General features: G+C 65.9%; 18 protein-coding genes. 15 read left to right on the top strand and 3 right to left on the bottom strand.

What is annotated here, in order from left to right:
• Nucleotides 1–67 precede the first annotated feature (67 nt).
• The 15 genes from arc to QK287_RS09325 all read left to right on the top strand — a co-directional run bounded on the left by arc (nucleotide 68) and on the right by QK287_RS09325 (nucleotide 17,840).
• A complete protein-coding gene (gene arc, locus QK287_RS09395; RefSeq protein ID WP_282359919.1) occupies nucleotides 68–1,864 on the top strand; it encodes a proteasome ATPase in 1,797 nt (598 codons plus the stop codon).
• Nucleotides 1,865–1,923: 59 nt separating this feature from the next.
• Entirely contained in the window at nucleotides 1,924–3,534 is a 1,611-nt protein-coding gene (dop, locus tag QK287_RS09390) for a depupylase/deamidase Dop (RefSeq protein WP_282359978.1), read from the top strand.
• An 89-nt stretch (nucleotides 3,535–3,623) separates the two neighbouring features.
• Nucleotides 3,624–3,827: a ubiquitin-like protein Pup gene (locus QK287_RS09385; RefSeq protein ID WP_282359918.1), complete on the top strand. Its 204-nt coding sequence runs from the start codon at nucleotides 3,624–3,626 to the stop codon at nucleotides 3,825–3,827.
• 69 nt (nucleotides 3,828–3,896) lie between these two features.
• Nucleotides 3,897–4,730, top strand: a complete 834-nt coding sequence (gene prcB, locus QK287_RS09380; RefSeq protein ID WP_282359917.1) for a proteasome subunit beta — start codon at nucleotides 3,897–3,899, stop codon at nucleotides 4,728–4,730.
• 1 nt (nucleotide 4,731) lies between these two features.
• Nucleotides 4,732–5,439, top strand: coding sequence for a proteasome subunit alpha (prcA, locus tag QK287_RS09375; RefSeq protein ID WP_253032757.1), 708 nt, complete (start codon nucleotides 4,732–4,734; stop codon nucleotides 5,437–5,439).
• A 1-nt stretch (nucleotide 5,440) separates the two neighbouring features.
• Nucleotides 5,441–6,805, top strand: coding sequence for a Pup--protein ligase (gene pafA / locus QK287_RS09370; protein ID WP_282359916.1), 1,365 nt, complete (start codon nucleotides 5,441–5,443; stop codon nucleotides 6,803–6,805).
• 110 nt (nucleotides 6,806–6,915) lie between these two features.
• Entirely contained in the window at nucleotides 6,916–7,857 is a 942-nt protein-coding gene (locus QK287_RS09365) for an FKBP-type peptidyl-prolyl cis-trans isomerase (protein ID WP_282359915.1), read from the top strand.
• Between the two features lie 43 nt (nucleotides 7,858–7,900).
• The gene (locus QK287_RS09360) at nucleotides 7,901–8,296 is read left to right on the top strand and encodes an FKBP-type peptidyl-prolyl cis-trans isomerase (RefSeq protein ID WP_282359914.1); all 396 of its coding nucleotides are present in this window, start codon (nucleotides 7,901–7,903) and stop codon (nucleotides 8,294–8,296) included.
• 137 nt (nucleotides 8,297–8,433) lie between these two features.
• Nucleotides 8,434–10,443: a WYL domain-containing protein gene (locus QK287_RS09355; protein WP_282359913.1), complete on the top strand. Its 2,010-nt coding sequence runs from the start codon at nucleotides 8,434–8,436 to the stop codon at nucleotides 10,441–10,443.
• Nucleotides 10,444–10,448: 5 nt separating this feature from the next.
• Entirely contained in the window at nucleotides 10,449–10,853 is a 405-nt protein-coding gene (locus tag QK287_RS09350) for an alkaline shock response membrane anchor protein AmaP (protein ID WP_226775841.1), read from the top strand.
• Nucleotides 10,854–10,882: 29 nt separating this feature from the next.
• On the top strand, nucleotides 10,883–11,152 hold the full coding sequence (tatA, locus tag QK287_RS09345; protein WP_226775840.1) for a Sec-independent protein translocase subunit TatA: 270 nt from the start codon (nucleotides 10,883–10,885) through the stop codon (nucleotides 11,150–11,152).
• 6 nt (nucleotides 11,153–11,158) lie between these two features.
• Entirely contained in the window at nucleotides 11,159–11,995 is an 837-nt protein-coding gene (gene tatC / locus QK287_RS09340; protein ID WP_226775839.1) for a twin-arginine translocase subunit TatC, read from the top strand.
• Between the two features lie 24 nt (nucleotides 11,996–12,019).
• Nucleotides 12,020–14,926, top strand: coding sequence for a DEAD/DEAH box helicase (locus QK287_RS09335; protein ID WP_282359912.1), 2,907 nt, complete (start codon nucleotides 12,020–12,022; stop codon nucleotides 14,924–14,926).
• 88 nt (nucleotides 14,927–15,014) lie between these two features.
• Entirely contained in the window at nucleotides 15,015–16,658 is a 1,644-nt protein-coding gene (locus QK287_RS09330; RefSeq protein ID WP_282359911.1) for an amidohydrolase family protein, read from the top strand.
• 438 nt (nucleotides 16,659–17,096) lie between these two features.
• Nucleotides 17,097–17,840 (top strand): polyprenol monophosphomannose synthase, encoded by a 744-nt coding sequence (locus tag QK287_RS09325; protein ID WP_226775836.1) that lies wholly within the window; start codon nucleotides 17,097–17,099, stop codon nucleotides 17,838–17,840.
• Nucleotides 17,841–17,932: 92 nt separating this feature from the next.
• Here the strand turns inward: QK287_RS09325 and QK287_RS09320 are convergent, their stop codons facing one another.
• The 3 genes from QK287_RS09320 to QK287_RS09310 all read right to left on the bottom strand — a co-directional run bounded on the left by QK287_RS09320 (nucleotide 17,933) and on the right by QK287_RS09310 (nucleotide 20,141).
• Complete coding sequence (locus tag QK287_RS09320; RefSeq protein WP_024367218.1) at nucleotides 17,933–18,280, bottom strand: RNA polymerase-binding protein RbpA; 348 nt, start codon at nucleotides 18,278–18,280, stop codon at nucleotides 17,933–17,935.
• A 297-nt stretch (nucleotides 18,281–18,577) separates the two neighbouring features.
• Complete coding sequence (locus tag QK287_RS09315) at nucleotides 18,578–19,582, bottom strand: SPFH domain-containing protein (protein WP_226775835.1); 1,005 nt, start codon at nucleotides 19,580–19,582, stop codon at nucleotides 18,578–18,580.
• 97 nt (nucleotides 19,583–19,679) lie between these two features.
• On the bottom strand, nucleotides 19,680–20,141 hold the full coding sequence (locus QK287_RS09310) for an NfeD family protein (RefSeq protein WP_226775882.1): 462 nt from the start codon (nucleotides 20,139–20,141) through the stop codon (nucleotides 19,680–19,682).
• Nucleotides 20,142–20,153: the final 12 nt, after the last annotated feature.

The raw sequence follows: 20,153 nt of genomic DNA, 5'->3' as shown, positions 1-20,153 counted from the left end.
TCTCCCGCGTCACCGGTCTTCTTGGGACTAGTGTCTAAGGAGAAGCGTACGAAGGGGCTGATGCACCATGGAGACTCCGAACACCGATCCGGGCCGGACGCCGGCGCAGAACGCGGCGGCAGCCGGGGAACAAGCGCATACCACTGACGGTGCTGGCCCCCCGATTGGCGAACTGTCGATGGCCGAGCGCCAGCTCAATATCCTCCGGGACAAGCTCCGGCAGATTGACCGCCAGCTTGGCGCTGCGACGCAAAACAACTCCAAACTGGTCTCGATGCTGGAGACCGCAAAAGCGGAAATCATGCGGTTGAAGAATGCCCTCGACCAGGAGGGCCAGCCGCCGTACAGCTTCGGCACGGTGCTGCAGCTGAATCCAAAGCGCCAACCTGCCGCCGGGAACGGCGGCCAGGCCGCCACCGAGGAATCCGTGGACATCTTCAACGCGGGCCGGAAGATGCGTGTGGGGATCAGTCCGCTGGTGAACATAAACCAGTTGGCGGCCGGCCAGGAAGTCCTGCTTAACGAGGCACTGCTGGTGGTCGCCGGGCTGGGATACGAACGGGCCGGCGACCTGGTCACGCTGAAGGAACTGCTGGGACCGGACCGGGCGCTGGTAGTTGGCCGGGCCGACGAGGAACGGGTCATCCGGCTCTCGGGCGCCCTGCTCGCGCAGAAACTCCGCGTCGGCGACGCACTCTCGATCGATTCCCGTACCGGCTACGCCCTCGAGAAGATCCCGCGCTCGGAGGTCGAGAACCTGGTCCTCGAGGAAGTACCGGACATCACCTACCAGGACATCGGCGGCCTGGGGCCGCAGATCGAACAGATCCGCGACGCCGTGGAACTGCCGTTCCTGCACCCGGACCTGTACCGCGAACACGGCCTCAAGGCGCCCAAAGGGATCCTGCTCTACGGCCCGCCCGGCTGCGGCAAGACGCTCATCGCCAAGGCGGTAGCCAACTCCCTGGCCGCCCGGGCGGCCGAACGCACCGGCAACACGGACATGAAAAGCTACTTCCTGAACATCAAGGGCCCGGAACTGCTGGACAAGTACGTCGGCGAGACCGAACGCCACATCCGGCTGATCTTTGCCCGGGCCCGTGAAAAGGCATCGGAAGGCAGCCCCGTGGTGGTGTTCTTCGACGAAATGGACTCGCTGTTCCGGACCCGCGGCACCGGCATCTCCTCCGACGTCGAAACCACAATTGTCCCGCAGCTGCTCAGCGAGATCGACGGAGTCGAACGCCTCGACAATGTAATCGTCATCGGCGCATCCAACCGCGAAGACATGATCGACCCCGCGATCCTGCGCCCGGGCCGGTTGGACGTCAAGGTCAAGATCAACCGCCCCGATGCCGAGGCCGCCGCGGACATCTTCAACAAGTACATCACCGCCGACCTGCCCTTCCACGAGTCGGACCTGGCCGAATACAGCGGGGACATCCAGGCCACCGTGGACGCCATGGTCCAGCGCACGGTCGAGGCCATGTACTCGACCGACAAGTCCAACGAATACCTCGAGGTCACCTATGCGAACGGCGACACCGAAATGCTCTACTTCAAGGACTTCAACTCCGGCGCCGTGGTGCAGAACGTGGTGGACCGGGCCAAAAAGTACGCCATCAAGGACCTGCTGACGGTGGGCCAAAGGGGCATCCGCATCGACCACCTGCTGCGTGCCGTCATTGACGAATTCCGTGAGCATGAGGACATGCCCAACACCACAAACCCCGATGACTGGGCGCGCATCTCGGGTAAAAAGGGCGAGCGCATCACGTATATCCGCACCATTGTCCAGGGCAAGGCCGGCCAGGAACCCGGCAAGTCCATCGAAACAATGCCGAGCACTGGCCAGTACCTGTGACATCCGCTGTGCCGGGGAAGCCCGCCGGCGGTCCCGGCGGGCTTCCCGTCGGCGGTGCCATGCGGGTGATGGGCTCTGAGACCGAATACGGCATCCACGCACCGTCCGCGCCGGGGGCGAACGCCACGATGATGTCGGCCCGGGTGATCCAGGCGTATGCCCAGGTGACACGGCAGCGCGCCGCCGGCGGGGCCGAAACGCGCTGGGACTACTCCGACGAGGAACCGCTGCGCGATGCCCGCGGCTGGACGCTGGAACGAAGCCGGGCCGAACCGGACCAGCTGACCGATCAGCCGCCCGTGCTCGACGCCGAAGCCGTTGCCGTCGCCTACGGACGGCAGGAGCTGGAAGCCGACGGCGAGGACGAGTCCGGCACCTTGCTGATGAACATGGTGCTCGGCAACGGTGCCCGTCTCTACGTCGACCACGCCCACCCCGAATACTCCAGCCCGGAAGTGACCAGCCCGCTGGACGTCGTCGCCTGGGACGCCGCTGGAGACCTCGTTGCGCTGGCGGCGGTGCGGCGGCTCGCTGCCGACCCCGACCTGCCCCCGCTGAATCTGTACAAGAACAACACGGACAACAAATCGGTCTCCTATGGGTCCCACGAAAATTACCTGATGCCGCGCAGTGTGCCCTTCGGCGACATTGTCCGGGGGCTGACCCCGTTCTTCGTCACCAGGCAGGTTCTTTGCGGCGCCGGCCGGGTTGGTATCAAGCAGGACGGCTCCCTCCCGGGTTACCAGATCAGCCAGCGTGCAGATTTTTTCGAAACGGAGGTCGGCCTGGAAACCACCATCCGCCGGCCCATCATCAACACCCGGGATGAACCCCACGCGACGGCGGACAAGTACCGGCGCCTGCACGTTATCATTGGCGACGCCAACCTCAGCCAGGCGTCCAATTACCTGAAATTCGGCACCACCGCGCTGGTGCTCAGCCTGATCGAGGCCGGGCTTGCCCCCCGCATTGAAGTCCACGAGCCGGTCGCCGCGCTGCAGGCTGTCAGCCATGACACCTCGCTCACGGCCACCCTGCGGCTGCTCGACGGGCGGCGGATCACCGCCCTGGACCTGCAGTGGATCTACTTCGAGGCGGCCGCAAAACATGCCCAGGACACCGGCGTCGCCGATTCCGTGGACGGTGACGGCCACACACACGGGGTGCTGGAACGCTGGTCGGCGACGCTTTCCGAGCTGGGCAGCGACAGCGCCGCCGCCGCCTCCTCGGTGGAATGGCTTGCGAAGCTCTCGCTGCTGGAGGGCTACCGGGACCGCGACGGACTGGATTGGGGCCACGCCCGGCTGGGCCTGGTGGACCTGCAATGGGCAGATATCCGGCCCGAGAAGGGACTCTACTACCGGCTGCTGGCCCGGGACCGAATGCGGCGGATGGTCGACGACGGCGCGATCCAGCGCGCGGTCACGGAACCGCCGTCGGATACCCGGGCGTACTTCAGGGGCCGCTGCATCAGCCGTTTCGGGACCGGCGTGGTCGGTGCCAGCTGGGACTCGGTGATCTTCGATGTGCCCGGCCGCGGCAGGCTGCAGCGGGTCCCCACCCGGGAACCGCTGCGCGGAACAGAGGCCCTCACCGGGCCTCTGTTCGCCCGGCACCGGGAAGCCGGACCGTTCCTCGCCGAACTCCTCGGGCTCCCACCCGGTTCCTAGGGACAAAGGACCCCGCAGCGCCGCCGGGCGTGGCACTATGGCTTACAGGAAGTCCCTTGCGAAGGAGGGACGGACAGAAGGAGAAAATCATGGCAGGCCAGGAGCAGCAGCAGCCGCAGTCGCGGGACGCGGAAGTCGACGAAGACGTTCCGGCCGCCCCGCCGGCCCCCGCGGAGGGCCAGGCCTCGGCCGCAACCCAGGGCGTCGACGACCTGCTTGATGAGATCGACGGCGTACTGGAATCCAACGCCGAGGAGTTTGTCCGCGCTTTTGTCCAAAAGGGCGGCCAATAGCGCGGCTGGCACCGGGCTCAGGGCTCCGGACCGGAAGCCGTTGATTCACTACGTTGAGGGAGTGCACCAGTGCAGGAAACCACCGCCAACCAGGTAGCCGCCAACGCCACGTCCTCCTTCGCTGAACACCTTCAACGCCAACGCCCCGATTTGTTGCCGTTCGGCCTGCAAGGCTCCGGCCAACAACTGCCGGCCGGGCTGCCTGCCGCGCCGCTGCAAGCGCCGCACGGGACAACGATTGTGGCGCTGACATATGCGGGCGGCGTATTGATGGCGGGGGACCGCCGCGCCACCATGGGCAACGTCATCGCCAGCCGGAACATCGAAAAAGTGTTCCCGGCCGACCAGTACTCCGTGCTCGGCATCGCCGGAACCGCGGGAATCGCCCTTGACATAACCCGGCTTTTCCAGGTCGAACTTGAACACTACGAAAAGATCGAGGGGACGCTGCTGAGCCTGGACGGCAAAGCCAACCGGCTTGGGGCGATGATCCGCAGCAATCTTCCGATGGCGATGCAGGGCCTCGCCGTTGTGCCGCTGTTTGCGGGATTCGACCGCCCGGCGGGCTTGGGCCGGCTCTTCTCCTACGACGTCACCGGCGGACGTTATGAGGAGCAGGAACACCACACCGTCGGCTCGGGCTCGGTGTTCGCGCGCGGCTCGCTGAAGAAGCTCTGGCGCCCCAACCTCACGGAGCCGGAAGCCGTGGCCGTCGCCGTCGAGGCCCTCTACGACGCCGCCGACGACGATTCCGCCACCGGCGGACCCGATCCGGTCCGGCAGCTCTGGCCCGTGGTCTACATCGTCAACCGCTCAGGTGCCTTCCGGGTTCCGGAGCGTCAGCTCGCGGCAGCGGCCGGCACCGTTATAGAGTCCCGGACCGCAGCCCGGCGGGAGGCTTGAGATGACCCAGCAGTTCTACGTATCGCCCGAGCAGCTGATGAAGGACCGCGCGGATTTCGCGCGGAAAGGCATCGCACGGGGGCGTTCCGTGGTGGTCATCAGCTGCCGTGACGGGATCGCCCTGGTGGCCGAAAACCCGTCCCCGTCGCTGCACAAAATCGGTGAGATTTACGACAAGATCGCCTTTGCGGCCGTGGGGAAATACAACGAATTCGAAAGCCTCCGCCAGGCCGGGGTGCGCTACGCGGATGTGCGCGGCTACTCCTACGACCGGGAGGACGTCACAGCCCGGGGCCTCGCGAGTGTCTACGCCCAAAGCCTGGGCGCAGTGTTTACGGCCGAACAAAAGCCCTTTGAAGTCGAACTGGCCGTCGCCGAGGTCGGCACTTCCCCGGACGAAGACCACCTCTACCGGCTGACATTCGACGGTTCCATCGCGGACGAGAAGGGCTTTATCGTGATGGGCGGCCAGGCCGACAAGGTCTCCGAAGAGGTGGCGGCCGGCTGGCAGGGCGAACTCGACTTCGCCGCGGCCATCAGGCTGGCACTGGCGGGCCTCGTCGCGGACAAGGAGGCCAACACGCTGCCGGCCTCGGCCGTTGAGGTGGCGGTACTGGACCGGGGTTCGGAGAGCGGCCGCGGTACCCGCCGCGCCTTCCGCAGGCTGGACGACGCAGACATCACGGCAGTGCTGGTGGAGGAGAACTGAGATGGACAAGCGTATTTTCGGCATTGAGACCGAATTTGGAATTTCCTATTCAAGTCCGGAGTCCCGTCCGTTGGCGCCGGAAGAGGTAGCCCGCTACCTCTTCCGCAAGGTTGTCAGCTGGGGACGGTCCTCCAATGTGTTCCTGACCAACGGCTCCAGGCTGTACCTCGACGTCGGTTCGCACCCGGAGTATGCCACAGCGGAATGCGACGACCTCGCCCAGCTAATAGCACATGACCGGGCCGGGGAACTGATCCTGGACGACCTCGTCGACGAGGCGCAGCAGCGGCTCGCGGCCGAGGGCTTCAACGGCACGGTGTACCTGTTCAAGAACAACACCGATTCGGCCGGAAATTCCTACGGCAGCCATGAGAACTACCTCATTCCGCGGCGGGGGGAGTTCTCCCGGCTGGCCGAAATCCTGATTCCGTTCCTTGTGACCCGGCAGCTGATCGCAGGCGCCGGCAAGATCCTCAAGACCCCGCACGGGGCGACCTACGCGTTCTCGCAGCGCGCCGACCACATCTGGGAGGGTGTCTCCTCCGCCACCACCAGGTCCCGCCCGATCATCAACACCCGCGACGAACCGCATGCAGACGCCGAATTCTACCGCCGGCTGCACGTGATTGTGGGCGACTCCAACATGTCCGAGACCACAGCCCTGCTGAAGGTCGGAACCGTTGACCTGATCCTGCGGATGATCGAAGCGGGCGTGATCATGCGCGATATGCGGATGGAAAACCCGATCCGCAGCATCCGGGAGATCTCCCACGACCTCAGCGGCCGCGCACTCGTCCGGCTCGCCAACGGCCGGCAGCTCACCGCGCTCGAGATCCAGCGCGAATACCTGGCAAAGGTCACGGCGTTCGTCGCCGAGCAAGGGGCCCACAACGCCCACGTTCCGCTGATCCTGGATCTCTGGGAACGCACCCTTGATGCGATCGAAAGCGGCGACACCAGCACAATCGACACCGAAGTGGACTGGGCGATCAAAAAGAAGCTGATGGACAGCTACCGCGCACGTCACAATCTGGGCCTCGACGCGCCCCGGATCGCGCAGCTTGACTTGACCTACCACGACATCTCCCGCACGCGCGGGCTCTACTACCTCCTCCAGGCCCGCGGTGCCGTCCGCCGCGTGGTCGATGACACCGCAGTGAAGGATGCTGTGGACGCTCCGCCGCAGACCACCCGCGCCAAGCTCCGCGGGGACTTCGTCCGGCGGGCGCAGGAACTGGGCCGCGACTACACCGTCGATTGGGTGCATTTGAAGCTCAACGACCGCGCCCATCAGACACTTTTGTGCAAAGATCCGTTCCGCAGTGTGGACGAACGGGTCGATGCCTTGCTGGACTCTATGGGCTGATACCCAGCTTTCCGCGTTATTCTGGACGAGTGCCGCTCGCGGCCACCGCTTGCTTTGCCGCTGGCCTGTGCCCGGCAAGGCGTCCATCCTGCCCCGACGAAAGTTCTTAAGTGCGCCGACTACTAGCAATTCTTCTTCCCGGGCTGCTGCTCCTGACCGCCTGCGGCGGCGGCGAACCGGCCGCCCCGGAGCCCTCCAGCCAGTCCGCCGGCGAAACGGCCAAGCTGGACTCCCTCAAGCTCACGGAGAACGGCGACAAGAAGGCACCCGGTGTTGAATTCACCAAGCCGCTCGACGTCAAGGAACCGACCGTCAAGGTCGTCAGCGAGGGCGACGGCGACCGGGTCAAGGCGAACCAGATCGCTGCTATTTCCATCATTGCCCTCAACGGCACTGACGGCTCCACCCTGGAAGACACCTTCCCGAAGGACCCGGAGGAGCTCGAACTAAACGACGAGCTCAAAACCAACAGCGCCGTGATCTACAACGCGTTCGTCGGTACGAAGATCGGCTCCCAGCTGGCCCTCGCTGTCCCCGGTGCCGCAGCCGCCGAAGGTGCCGAAGGTGCCGAGGCCAAGCCCACCCAGCTCCTGATCGTCAAGGTCATCTCCGCCAAGGACGCACCCCCCGTCCTCGACAAGCCCGAGGGTGAGACTGTCAGCCCGCCGGCAGGCCTGCCCACCGTGAAGGAAAACGACAAGGGCATCCCGGAGATTTCTGTCGAAGGCGTCGCCGCCCCGACAGCGCTTGTCTCGCAGGACCTGATCAAGGGCAGCGGACCCGCACTCACCGAAGCGGACACCATTACCGTGAACTATGTGGGCGTTGCCCTCGCCACCGGCAAGGTCTTCGACTCCAGCTTTGAGAGCGGCAAAAAGGCCACCTTCCCGCTGACCGGCGTTATCAAAGGCTGGACCCAGGGCCTGGCCGGCAAGACGGTTGGTTCCCGCGTCCTGCTGGTTGTCCCGAAGGACCTCGCCTACGGCGACGCAGGCCAGGGCGACGCAAAGGGCGACCTCGTCTTCGTCGTTGACATCCTGGGCAAGAAGTAACTGCTGCACCCCCACTACCTAAGTCACGCTAGAAGGAGCACCCATGTCATTTGGACAGCGAAACATCGACCGCCAGAAGCCGGAAATTGATTTCCCGGACGGCGCCGTTCCCACCGAACTTGTCATCACCGAACTGATTGAAGGCGACGGCGCCGAAGCCAAGGCCGGTGACACCGTCTCCACCCACTACGTCGGTGTGGCCTGGTCCACCGGCGAGGAGTTTGACGCTTCCTGGGGCCGCGGCGCGCCGCTCGACTTCCGTGTCGGCGTCGGCCAGGTCATCCAGGGCTGGGACCAGGGTCTGCTGGGCATGAAGGTCGGCGGCCGCCGCCGGCTTGAGATCCCCGCCGAGCTCGCTTACGGTGCCCGCGGCGCCGGCGGGGCGATCGGCCCGAACGAGGCGCTCATCTTCGTCGTCGACCTCGTCGCAGTCCGCTAAGCACCGGCACACTGTGACCGCAGCCGGCCCCGCCGGCTGCGGTCCTGAGCCGCTGGGCGCGGCGCCATCCGGGAAGTTCTTCCGGCTGGTGCCGCGCTTTTGCCATATTCGGGAGCAGACTTTAGTACCCTAGCGGGGTGTCAGCCTCACGTACCGAACGCCTCCTGAACCTCCTGATAGCCCTGCTCAACACCACGTACGGCCTGCGCCGCGGTGAGTTGCGGCAAAAGGTGTATCACGACACCACCAGCACCGACGTCGCTTTCGGCCGGATGTTCGAACGCGACAAGGGCGAGCTGCGCCGCTTCGGCTTCGAGGTCGAGACCGTGACGGACAAGGGCTGGGGTTCGGATGATCCGGCCACCACCCGATACCGGATCGGCAAGGATTCCAACCGGTTGCCCGATGTCAGCCTCACCCCGGAAGAGTGCACTGTGCTCATCCTGGCAGCCCAGCTCTGGGAGCATGCAGCCCTCGGTTCGGCGGCCGTCAACGCGGTGCGCAAGCTGCAGGCATCCGGCGGGCTGGTCGACGCCGAGCTCCCCGCCGGGCTGCAGCCGCGGATCCGGCCCGCGGGCCAGGCATTCGAGGACCTCGTCGCCGCTGTGCACGCCCGGCACCCCGTCAGCTTCCGCTACCTGGCCGGCAGCACCGGACGGGAGGAGGCCCGGCTCGTGGAGCCGTGGGGGCTCGGAAGCCGGTTTGGCCAGTGGTACCTCGTCGGCCATGACAGGACCCGGGGTGCCAAGCGTTTCTTCCGCTTGTCCCGGCTCACCTCGGCCGTTGACGTCCTTGCGAAGGAGAACTTCACGGCTCCGCCGGACTTCAACGTACGCGCAGAACTTGCCACGCTGACGGAGCTGCCGGTACAGACCGCCGTCGTGGACGTCCGGGCCGGCAGCGTCCACGGCCTCCGCAGGCGGGCCACCGCCGTCCGCGGGCCGGAAGACGCCGGGGTGACCGCCGCCGGGCGGGACCGCCTCAGTGTCCCGTACCGGGACGCTGAGACGCTGGCGGAGGAACTCGCCTCCTACGGTCCCCGGGTACAGGTGGTATCCCCGCCCGGTCTGGTGACGTCCGTGCGCCGGCGCCTGGCCGGCGCCGCCGACTTCGCGGCGGCGCCGGCCCCGCCGATTGCGTTCCCGGCAACGGGTTCGGCACGGCACGGCCGCAAGCGCACATCCGAAGACCAACTCACCCGGATGCTTCAGCTTGTGCCGTTCCTGGTGCACCACCAGGGACTGCACATCTCGGAGGTAGCGGCGAACTTCGGCATCACCCGGGAAGAGCTGGAAGCTGACCTGCGCATCCTGATCTGCTCGGGCCTTCCGGAGGGCTACCCTGATGACCTGCTCGATATCCAGTGGGAGGACGACCACGTCACCATCACCCAGGACCTCGACCTGAACCGGCCCGTCCGCTTCACAGTGGAAGAGGCCTGCGCCCTGCTGACCGGGCTGGAAACACTCAACAGCCTGCCCGAACTTGCCGAGGGCGGGGCACTGGAATCCGTTACGCTCAAACTTTTGGCCGCGGCCGGGGAGGAAGGCCTGAAGGCGGCCGTCCTGTCCGGACCCGAGGTGGCCCCGGGGAATACTGCGGCCCTGGAGACGGCCCGCCAGGCCATCCGAAACGGCGCCCAGCTGCGGCTGCGTTATTTCTCACCGCTCCGCGATACCGCCTCTACCCGCAACATTGATCCGCTCAGGCTGTATTCGCTGGACAACACCTGGTATCTCGAGGCGTTCTGCCATTCCGCGGGTGCCCTGCGGAACTTCCGGCTGGACCGGATCGACGCCTTGGAAACCACCGGCCAGCCAGTGTCCGGTGAGGCAGCTCCAGACGGGAAGTTGCCGGTCAAACTCTTCACCCCGAACGACGACGACGCGGTGGTGGTGGTCCAGCTGACCCGGCAAGGCGCCGGCCTCGCCGACGAATACTACGCCGAACGGACGGCACAGCTGACCGACGGCGGTCTGCTGGCCGAAATCCGCTTCGGCAGCACTGGCTGGCTGCCGATGTTCGTGGCCCAGCACGGCGGGACTGCACGGATCCTGGAGCCCGAAGAACTTGCCGGCAGTTCCCGCGAATGGCTCGCAGCCGCACTTGCCCAATATGAAGACCAGCCGCTCCGGCGGCTAGAGTAGTCAGCATGCCTTGGTGGTCCTGGATCGTGATCTGGATAGCGCTCGTCGCGCTGTCGCTCTTGCTCTTCGTCGCGCTCGGCGTCCGCTTGTTCCGGACCTTTATGGCCACGGTCAAGGAGCTCGGGGAAGCAGCCGAGAGGTTCGCCAGCTTCCCGTCGGCCGGTCCGGCGTCGGGAAGCAACTCCGAAAACACCCGGCCGGACGGCGCGGGTGACGCCGGGGGCAAGGACCGATCCGTGCTCGCGGGGGAACCCGGATCGGCCGTATTTGCCTCTCCGGACCAGCTGCGGCACGATTACCGGGCAGCCAAAACCGCGCGGCAGGAAGCCCGCCGGCGGCGGCGCGTCAGGCGCAAGATGGACCGCGGCCAGCCCCAACGGCTAAGCGACATCGAATTCACTAAGACGTAAGATGTAACCAAACGAAAGGACCTCCTGTCATGAGACTTGAAGGCTGGCATCTCATCATCATCGTTGTTTTGGCATTGGTGCTTTTCGCGGCACCCAAGCTGCCCGGCATGGCCCGGAGCCTGGGCCAGTCGATGCGGATCTTTAAGTCGGAAGTCCGGGAAATGAAAAAGGACGGCGCTACCGACGACAAAGAGGGCTCCGAGCCTGTCGAGGGCAAGGTCGTCAACCATCCGAAATCCGCCGGCACGGAATCCCGCGCCGAAAGCGGAACCGACGTTCCGCCGCCGAACCGCGCCTAACACCGAATGGCAGTAACAATGGGCCGCCGGTCGAACCCCGAGGGGAAGATGGCGCTCCTCGATCACCTCAAAGAGCTGCGCAACCGGCTCTTCCGGTCCGCGATCGCCGTGATCCTGGGCACCGTCGTGGGGTTCCTCGTCTATCAGCCGATGCTCGCGGCGCTGATCAAGCCGATCAGCGACCTCAACCAGCACTCCGGCCGGCAGGCATCGCTGAACTTCGACGGCGTGGCAAGCTCGTTTGACCTGATGATCCAGGTCTCGGTGTTCCTTGGCCTGATCGTCGCCAGCCCGGTCTGGCTTTACCAGCTGTGGGCGTTTATTGTGCCCGGGCTGCACAAAAAGGAACGCAGGATGGCGCTGTCCTTCGTGGCAGTCGCGGTTCCACTTTTTATTGGCGGAGTCCTGCTGGCGTGGCTGGTGCTTCCGAACGCCGTCCGGGTGCTGACCGATTTCACGCCATCCGGCGGATCCAACTTCATCAGCGCCCAGGTGTACCTTTCGTTCGTGCTGCGGCTCCTGCTCGCCTTCGGCATCGCCTTCCTGCTGCCCGTTGTCCTTGTTGGGCTGAACCTGGCGGGAATCGTCAAGGGAAAGCAGCTCGTCAAAAGCTGGCGGATCACAGTTTTCCTGGTTTGCCTCTTCGCCGCCATGGCTGCACCCGGCGCCGACGCGATGAGCATGTTCTACCTTGCCGGACCCATGCTTGTGCTCTTCTTCAGCGCCATCGGGCTGTGTTTGCTGAACGACCGCCGGCGGGAACGGCGTGCCGTCAAACGGGCCGCCGAGACCGAAGCCACCGCAGACCAGGCGACTCCCGGCTCCGAGCTGGAGAATCTCTAGCTCCCGGCGCACTAGGCTGGAAGCATGTCCTCACTACCCGGTCCGGAATCGCCATCTGAACGCTACCGCGCCAGTGCCGAGCGGGCCGCCGAAGCCAAAACCTACCTGGGCGGATTTATCCGTTCGCTCGCCTTCGAACTCGATGACTTCCAGCGTGCAGCGTGCCTGTCACTGCAGTCCGGCCGCGGTGTCCTGGTGGCCGCCCCTACCGGTGCCGGCAAGACCATCGTGGGGGAGTTCGCCATCTACCTGGCGCTCCAGCGCGGCCTCAAGGCCTTCTACACCACACCGATCAAGGCGCTGTCCAACCAGAAGTACGCTGAACTCGCGGACAAATACGGTGCGGACCAGGTGGGCCTACTCACCGGCGACACCAACATCAACGGGGACGCCCCGGTGGTGGTGATGACCACCGAAGTGCTCCGCAACATGCTCTACGCCGACTCGAGCACTCTGGGCGACCTCGGCTACGTCGTGATGGATGAGGTCCACTACCTTGCGGACCGCTTCCGCGGCGCGGTCTGGGAGGAAGTCATCATCCATCTGCCCAGCGAAGTCCAGCTTGCCTCGCTGAGCGCAACGGTCTCCAATGCCGAAGAGTTCGGCGCCTGGCTGGATACTGTGCGCGGCCAGACCGACGTCATCGTCTCCGAGCACCGTCCCGTTCCGCTGTGGCAGCACGTGATGGTGGGCCGGAAGATCGTGGACCTCTTCGCCGGCGATACCAGCTTCGATGAGATCGCTCCGGCCGGCGAGGCCGCCGTGTCCGCCGTGCCCGCCCGGCTGAAGGCCGCGGGCTCCGGCGCCGTCAGCACCGAACGGCCGGGCTTTGACGTCAATCCCGAGCTGCTCTCCATGGCCCGCGCCGAGAGCCAGATGAACTTCCGCGGACGTTTTGGCCACGGCGGCCGGAACGTCCGGCGCCAAAGCAGCCGGCGCGACGAGGCCCCGCAGGGCGACCCGCGCAGCCCCGTCCGGAAAGCCAGCCGCCCCCAGGTCATCGCCAGCCTGGACAGACAGGACCTCTTGCCGGCCATCACGTTCATCTTTTCCCGGGCCGGTTGCGATGCCGCCGTGGCTCAGTGCGTCGCGGCAGGGTTGTGGCTTACCACCGAGCAGGAACAGCTCATCATTGCCCGGCGCGTCGATGAAGCGGCGCAAGACATCCCGCCCGACGACCTGGACGTGCTGGGCTTCTGGAGCTGGCGCGACGGCTTGCTCCGCGGCCTCGCGGCCCACCACGCCGGAATGCTGCCCACTTTCAAGGAAGTGGTGGAGAAGCTCTTCGTCGACGGACTCGTCAAAGCCGTGTTCGCGACCGAGACCCTGGCGCTCGGCGTCAACATGCCGGCGCGCTCCGTGGTCCTGGAAAAGCTGGATAAGTTCAACGGTGAGGCGCACGTTAACATCACCGCGGGGGAGTACACCCAGCTGACCGGACGCGCCGGGCGCCGCGGGATCGACGTCGAGGGCCACGCCGTGGTGCTGTGGCAGCCCGGGACAGACCCGGCGGCAGTAGCCGGGCTCGCCTCACGCCGCACCTATCCGCTGAATTCGAGCTTCCGGCCCACCTACAACATGTCCATCAACCTGCTGGCGCAGTTCGGCCGCCCCCGGGCCCGGGAAATCCTCGAGTCCTCGTTCGCCCAGTTCCAGGCCGACCGGTCCGTCGTCGGGCTGGCGAAACAGGTACGCGGACGCGAGGAGTCCCTGGCCGGCTTCAGTAAATCGATGAGCTGCCACCTGGGTGATTTCACCGACTACTCACGAATCCGCCGCGCCCTCTCCGATGCAGAGAAGAACGCTTCCAAGACCAGCTCCCGGGCCCGGAAGTCGGTCACCGAGGACTCCCTGAGCCGGTTGCTTCCCGGGGACGTGGTGGACGTACCGACCGGGCGGGCACCCGGACTTGCAGTGGTCCTCAGCTCCGACCACCACTCCCGCGAGCCGCGGCCGGCGGTGATGACGCTGGACAACCAGCTGCGGCGGATCGGAACCCAGGACGTGGAAGGGCCGCTGGCCCCGATTACCCGGGTCCGGATCCCTAAGTCATTCAATGCCAAGGTGCCCAAGTCACGCCGGGACCTGGCGTCCTCGGTCCGCAACGCCCTCCGGGAAAACCGGCCGCCGGCGCCGCCGAGCAGGAACGATGACTTTGGCCGCGCCGCTGCGCAGCCGGATCAGGAAAAGCGGATCGCTGAGCTGCGCCGCGAACTCCGCGCCCACCCGTGCCACGGGTGCAGCGATCGGGAGGACCACGCGCGCTGGTCGGAGCGCTATTGGAAGCTTCGGCAGGAGACGGACGGGCTGGTGCGCCAGATCCAGGGCCGGACCAACACCATCGCCAAAACCTTCGACCGGGTGTGCGGAGTCCTCTCCGGCTACGGGTACCTGGAGACGTCGGAGGACGGCGTGCTCACCATCGGAGCGGATGGTCAACGGCTGCGCCGGATCTACGGCGAAAAGGACCTGCTCATTTCGCAGTCGCTTCGCCTCGGCGCCTTTAATGACCTGGACGCCGCCGAAGTGGCCGCCCTGGCCAGCGTTTTGGTCTACCAGGCCAAACGTGAGGAACGTGGCCTCCGGCCCAAGCTGCCGAGTGTTTCGCTGGAATCCGCCGTCGACATTGTGGTGCGCGAATGGTCAGCCCTGGAGGATGTTGAGGAAGCCAACAAGCTCCCGCTGACCGGCGAACCCGAACTGGGCCTGGCCTGGCCGATGTTTAAGTGGGCCAAAGGCCGTCACCTGCAGGAGGTCCTCAGCGGGACGGACCTGGCCGCCGGCGACTTTGTCCGGTGGGTGAAACAGGTCATCGATTTGTTGGACCAGCTGGCGAAAATCCCGACGCTGGACCCGCGGGTCTCGCGGCTGTGCGCCGAGGCCATCAAACTCATCAAGCGCGGCGTCGTCGCGTACTCCTCAGTGGCCTGACCGCCGCTGCCGGCCGTCGGGCCGGGCCCCCACCGTCGTCGAACATGTCCGGCCACACCGGCCACCAGTTGCAAGGAGTCCAAGACCCATGACAGATTCACCGGCCATCCCCGCGCCGCGCAAGGTAACGCTCTACCGCAACGGCTCCGTCTACACGGCCGCGGATCCCTTCGCGACGGCGCTGCTGGTCGACGGCGACACCGTCGCCTGGGTCGGGTCCGAGCAGGCTGCCGGCTCGATCGCGGACGCCTCGATGGAGATCATCGACCTTAAGGGTGCGCTCCTGGCCCCCGGATTTGTCGATTCCCACGTCCATCTCACGGAAACCGGGATTGCCCTGGACTCGCTGCAGCTCGGCGACGTCCGCTCTGCCCGGGAACTGCTCGACGCCGTCGCCGGTTCCACAGCCAACGGCACAGTGCTCGGCCACGGCTGGGACGACACCCAGTGGACGGACTCAGCACTGCCTTCCCGCGAAGAATTGGAACGTGCCGCCGGGGGACGGGACGTCTACCTGTCCCGTGTTGACGTGCACTCGGCAATCGTCTCCTCCTCGTTGGCGGCAACCGCCGGTCTGCACGGGAGGGACGGTTTTGGCGAGGGCAGCCAGGTCAAGCGCGCGGCGCACACCGCCGCCCGGCTCGCTGCCCGTCAACTGCCGGCCGCCGCCTTGCGCGGCTACCAGCGGCGGGCGCTCACCGAGGCAGCGGCCAACGGCTATGTCGCCGTGGCGGAAATGGCCGCGCCGCATATTGGCAGTATCGAGGACCTGCAGCTCGCCGCGGCCTGGAACTCGGGCGCAGACGCCGTTCCGGAGGTCCTGCCCTACTGGGGTGAACTGGCAACCTCGGCAGACCAGGCCCGGTCTCTGCTCGACAGCCTGGGCGTGCCGGTACTCGGGCTGGCAGGGGACCTGAACATGGACGGCTCCATCGGTTCGCGGACCGCGGCACTGCGGGCGGACTACAGTGACGCCCCAGGCGAACGCGGGAGCCTTTATCTGTCGGTCGCGGAAGCCGCCGCGCACCTGTCCGTATGCTCGCTGTTGGGCATCCAGGCGGGCTTCCACGTCATTGGCGACGCCGGTCTGGATGCGGCGCTGGAGGCCCTGGACCTGGCGGCGGCAGACGTCGGTGAACAACGGGTCCGGGCAGCGGGCCACCGTCTCGAACATGTCGAGCTCGCTGACGCCGACTCCATCCGCAGGCTGGCGGCCTACTCGGTGACGGTCAGCGTCCAGCCCGGCTTTGATGCTTCATGGGGCGGCGGGGACGGTCTCTACCAGCAGCGCCTCGGGTCCCGGCGGGACGGCATGAATCCTTTTGCATCCTTCTACGCCGCGGGTGTGCCGATCTGCTTTGGCAGTGACAGTCCGGTCACTGCGATGCGGCCCTGGGCAAGCGTCCGGGCCTGCCTGCAGCACAACAACCCCGCGGAGCAGATCTCGGCCCGCGCGGCGTTCCTCGGCCACACCCGGGCAGGCTGGCGCGCCGCCCGGTATCGCAACCCGATGGCCGGCCAGCTGGTACCTGGCGCCCCGGCCAGCTTCGCAGTCTGGGAAGTAGAGGAACTTATGGTGCAGGTAGCTGACGGCCGGGTCCAGTCCTGGAGCACGGACCCCCGCGCCAGGACGCCGCTGCTGCCTGCCCTGGATACCGGCTCCGAGCCGGTCTGCCTGCAGACAGTCAAGGACGGCCGCGAACTATATTCCAGCGGCTCGCTGCGAGGCTGACCGACTGCGGATCCGGCCGCTGCCAGCGGAAAATTCGAGCCCCGACAAGCCCGCCTGACCTGCGGCAACGGATAAACCGGCAGGTCAGGAAGCGGTTGACAGATCGGGGCCGGCCCGTAGCATTGAGGGTCAACGGAGGGTTGCGTACGCCGCAGACTCCGGACGTCCCCCGGTCATTTCCAGGTTGCCGCAAGCCGGCAGCTGACTTGGTCATGGCCACGGGTACCACAGGGGGCAGGTCCACTTCGCAGCAGAAAACGGTTTCTGCGGCCCTATCCGCTGGCCGCCGCAACTGGCCCGAAGCGGGTGGATCTGCCCCGGGACCTGCCGCGGACCCAGCGGGCCCGGTGACTGCCTATAATGGAGAGTTGCGCCTGGTGTCAGTTCTGAAGTGACTGGCCGGGCGTTTGACCGCTCCCTCCAAGGAAAGGCCTCGCTGTGCGTGTCCTCACGATCATCCCGACCTACAACGAGCTGGAATCGTTGCCCAAGACTCTCGGGCGCCTGCGCACGGCTGTGCCTGGCTCCGACGTCCTGGTTGTCGACGACAACAGCCCCGACGGCACCGGGCAGCTTGCGGACCGCTTTGCCGCTGAGGACAGCCAGGTCCACGTCCTGCACCGAGCGGGAAAGGCCGGACTGGGCGCAGCGTACATCGCCGGGTTCAAATGGGGCCTCGCCGCCGGTTACGACGTGCTCGTCGAAATGGATGCTGACGGTTCGCACCAGCCGGAGCAACTTCCGCAACTGCTCGAGGCCGTCGAACAAGGCGCCGACCTCGCCATGGGCTCGCGTTGGGTACCGGGCGGCAGCGTCGTCAACTGGCCGCTGTACCGGCAAGCCATCTCCCGGGTCGGCAGCACCTATGCCCGGCTCCTGCTGGGTTTGAAAATCAAGGATGTTACCGGCGGTTTCCGTGCGTTCCGGCGCAGCACCCTGGAGAAGCTGAACCTGGACGCGGTTGATTCCGTCGGCTACGGCTTCCAGGTGGACCTTGCCTGGCGCGTGGCCAAGCTGGGTCTGACAATTGTCGAACGGCCCATCACCTTCGTTGAACGCGAACTGGGCGCCTCGAAGATGAGCGGAAACATCGTGGTCGAAGCCATGATCAACGTCACCAAGTGGGGCCTGGCCGCACGCTGGAACACTTTGTCCGGCAAGCTTGGCAGCCACAAGCGCTAGCCCTCGCCCGTCCGGGGACAAAAAAGGGGCCGGCCTGCACCGTCTGTGACGGTGCGGGCCGGCCCCTTTGCTGTGCCTGGACTGCGGGTTCCTTAGGCGGAGCGCCGTTCGCCCCGGCGTTCGCGCAGGATCGTCAGGCGGTCTTCGAGGATCTGCTCAAGTTCCGGCAGGGAGCGACGTTCCAGGAGCATGTCCCAGTGCGTTCGAACGGCCTTTTCGTTGAGGTTCACCGGGCGTTCGCCGTCAACGAGCAGGGCTTCTTTGCCTGTTTTGGAGACCCACACCGGGGGGATCTCGGCTTCGGAGGAGAAGGTCACAAAAACCTGCTCGCCGTCCGCGCACCGGTACTCGACCCGCTGGCGCGGAGCCGGCTCGACACCGGACTCGGTCTCCATGCTTTGGGCGCCAAGGCGCATACCCCGCAGGCTGCGATCGCTCATCTTTTCTCCCTCTATTCGGTTCGCAGGGTCAGGCCCTGCGTGAGCCGGGGGCTGTGGGGCCGCGCCGGACTACGGTTTGCATTGCGCATTCTCACAGGACCCTTAACGGATACAACGTCACTAAAGAAAACGCTTTGCGAAGCTTAAATGTTCCGCCGGACCGAACCGGCCGGACAAATATTTAAGTATACGCGAACGGGCCGTCCCCGGTAAAGCTTAGGGAACGGGCTGCCCTCGCGGGATGCGGAAAGGGGAGGCACCCGCCAGCGGCGGATACCTCCCCTTGACCGGGAACGCTTAGGGCTCTTGCCGGCCCTTGAGATCCACTCCGCCGTCGGCGGGGCCTCCCGCGGACGCTGCCGGTCCGGCGGTTTCGGCCTTGGCCGCGTCAGAATCAGGCCCAAAAAGCCCATCGTTGGCCTGGCCGTCCTTGCTTCCGCCGAGGGCGCTGCCGATACCTTTGAGCGCCTCGCCGACTTCACTCGGAATGATCCACAGCTTGTTCGCCGAGCCTTCGGCGATCTTCGGCAGGGTCTGCAGGTACTGGTAGGCCAGGAGCTTCTGGTCCGGGTTGCCCTTGTGGATCGCACCGAACACCTTTTGGATGGCCTGGGCTTCACCGTCGGCCCGAAGGATCGCCGCCTTGGCGTCGCCTTCGGCCTTCAGGATCGAGGACTGCCGCTGGCCTTCAGCGGTGAGGATGGCGGACTGCTTGGTGCCCTCCGCCGTCAGGATGGCGGCGCGCCGGTCCCGTTCGGCGCGCATCTGCTTCTCCATCGAATCCTGGATGGAGTGCGGCGGATCAATCGCCTTGAGCTCCACCCGCGAGACACGGATGCCCCAGCGGCCGGTCGCCTCGTCCAGCACACCGCGGAGTTGGCCGTTGATCTGATCACGTGAGGTGAGGGCTTCTTCGAGGTTCAGGCCGCCCACAACGTTTCGGAGCGTCGTGGTGGTGAGCTGTTCGACGGCCTGGATGTAGTTCGCGATCTCGTACGTGGCTGCCCGCGCATCGGTGACCTGGAAGTAGACCACCGTGTCGATCGAAACGACGAGGTTGTCCTCGGTGATCACCGGCTGCGGCGGGAAAGAGACCACCTGTTCACGCAGGTCAAGCAGCGGCAGCAGCCGGTCCACAAACGGGATCAGGATCGTAAGGCCGGGGTTCAGCGTCCGCTGGTACTTGCCCAGCCGTTCGACGACGCCGGCCCGTGCCTGCGGGACAATCCGAACCGACCGGACCAGCACTATTATTACGAACGCAACGAGCACCAGCAGCACGATTGCGACTGCGATATCCATACTTCACCTATTCCCCAGATTTGGTCTTGCCATGGTGTGCGGCGGAGTCCCGCCGCGTCCCCGGCGCCGGTGACGGCCGCCGGAATTCTTGCTTCGGCTACTGGACGGCAGTTTCCTGCTGCGGGGCGACGACGGCAGTAGCGCCGTCGATGGCTCTGACAATTACGTGCTGGCCAGCGGCCAGCATGCCGGTCTCGGAGCGGGCGCTCCAGACGTCGCCGCCAATTTTAACCAGGCCGCCGCTGGCGCTGACCGGCTCCATGACCAGCGCGGATTCACCGATCAGCCTTTCGACGTTGCTCCGAAGGTCGTCCGGACCCTTGCGGAGGTGCTTGAGCGCGACGGGCCGGACGAAGCCGATCATCAGCAGCGACACGACGCAGAACGCCACGATTTGCAGGCCCAGGTCGGCCCCCGCGAATGCTGCCACCAGTCCGGCCAGAGCGCCACCGCCAAGCATGATAAAAAAGAGGTCCAGAGTGAGCATCTCTACCACGGCAAAAACCAGGAACACCGTGAGCCACAGCGCCCACCAGTTTTCGGCTAGCCAGTCCAGCATCATTCCCCCTTC

Origin of the sequence: Arthrobacter sp. AL05, from assembly GCF_029960715.1 — a bacterium.
Classification (GTDB): domain Bacteria; phylum Actinomycetota; class Actinomycetes; order Actinomycetales; family Micrococcaceae; genus Arthrobacter.
Note: the sequence above shows the minus strand (reverse complement) of the source record. Positions and strands in the feature narration are given on the sequence as shown.

Coding starts and splice junctions, on each gene's coding strand:
- arc (WP_282359919.1), top strand. CDS start 68: ATGGAGACTCCGAACACCGATCCGGGCCGGACGCCGGCGCAGAACGCG.
- dop (WP_282359978.1), top strand. CDS start 1,924: ATGCGGGTGATGGGCTCTGAGACCGAATACGGCATCCACGCACCGTCC.
- QK287_RS09385 (WP_282359918.1), top strand. CDS start 3,624: ATGGCAGGCCAGGAGCAGCAGCAGCCGCAGTCGCGGGACGCGGAAGTC.
- prcA (WP_253032757.1), top strand. CDS start 4,732: ATGACCCAGCAGTTCTACGTATCGCCCGAGCAGCTGATGAAGGACCGC.
- pafA (WP_282359916.1), top strand. CDS start 5,441: ATGGACAAGCGTATTTTCGGCATTGAGACCGAATTTGGAATTTCCTAT.
- QK287_RS09360 (WP_282359914.1), top strand. CDS start 7,901: ATGTCATTTGGACAGCGAAACATCGACCGCCAGAAGCCGGAAATTGAT.
- QK287_RS09350 (WP_226775841.1), top strand. CDS start 10,449: ATGCCTTGGTGGTCCTGGATCGTGATCTGGATAGCGCTCGTCGCGCTG.
- tatA (WP_226775840.1), top strand. CDS start 10,883: ATGAGACTTGAAGGCTGGCATCTCATCATCATCGTTGTTTTGGCATTG.
- tatC (WP_226775839.1), top strand. CDS start 11,159: ATGGCAGTAACAATGGGCCGCCGGTCGAACCCCGAGGGGAAGATGGCG.
- QK287_RS09335 (WP_282359912.1), top strand. CDS start 12,020: ATGTCCTCACTACCCGGTCCGGAATCGCCATCTGAACGCTACCGCGCC.
- QK287_RS09330 (WP_282359911.1), top strand. CDS start 15,015: ATGACAGATTCACCGGCCATCCCCGCGCCGCGCAAGGTAACGCTCTAC.
- QK287_RS09320 (WP_024367218.1), bottom strand. CDS start 18,280: ATGAGCGATCGCAGCCTGCGGGGTATGCGCCTTGGCGCCCAAAGCATG.
- QK287_RS09315 (WP_226775835.1), bottom strand. CDS start 19,582: ATGGATATCGCAGTCGCAATCGTGCTGCTGGTGCTCGTTGCGTTCGTA.
- QK287_RS09310 (WP_226775882.1), bottom strand. CDS start 20,141: ATGCTGGACTGGCTAGCCGAAAACTGGTGGGCGCTGTGGCTCACGGTG.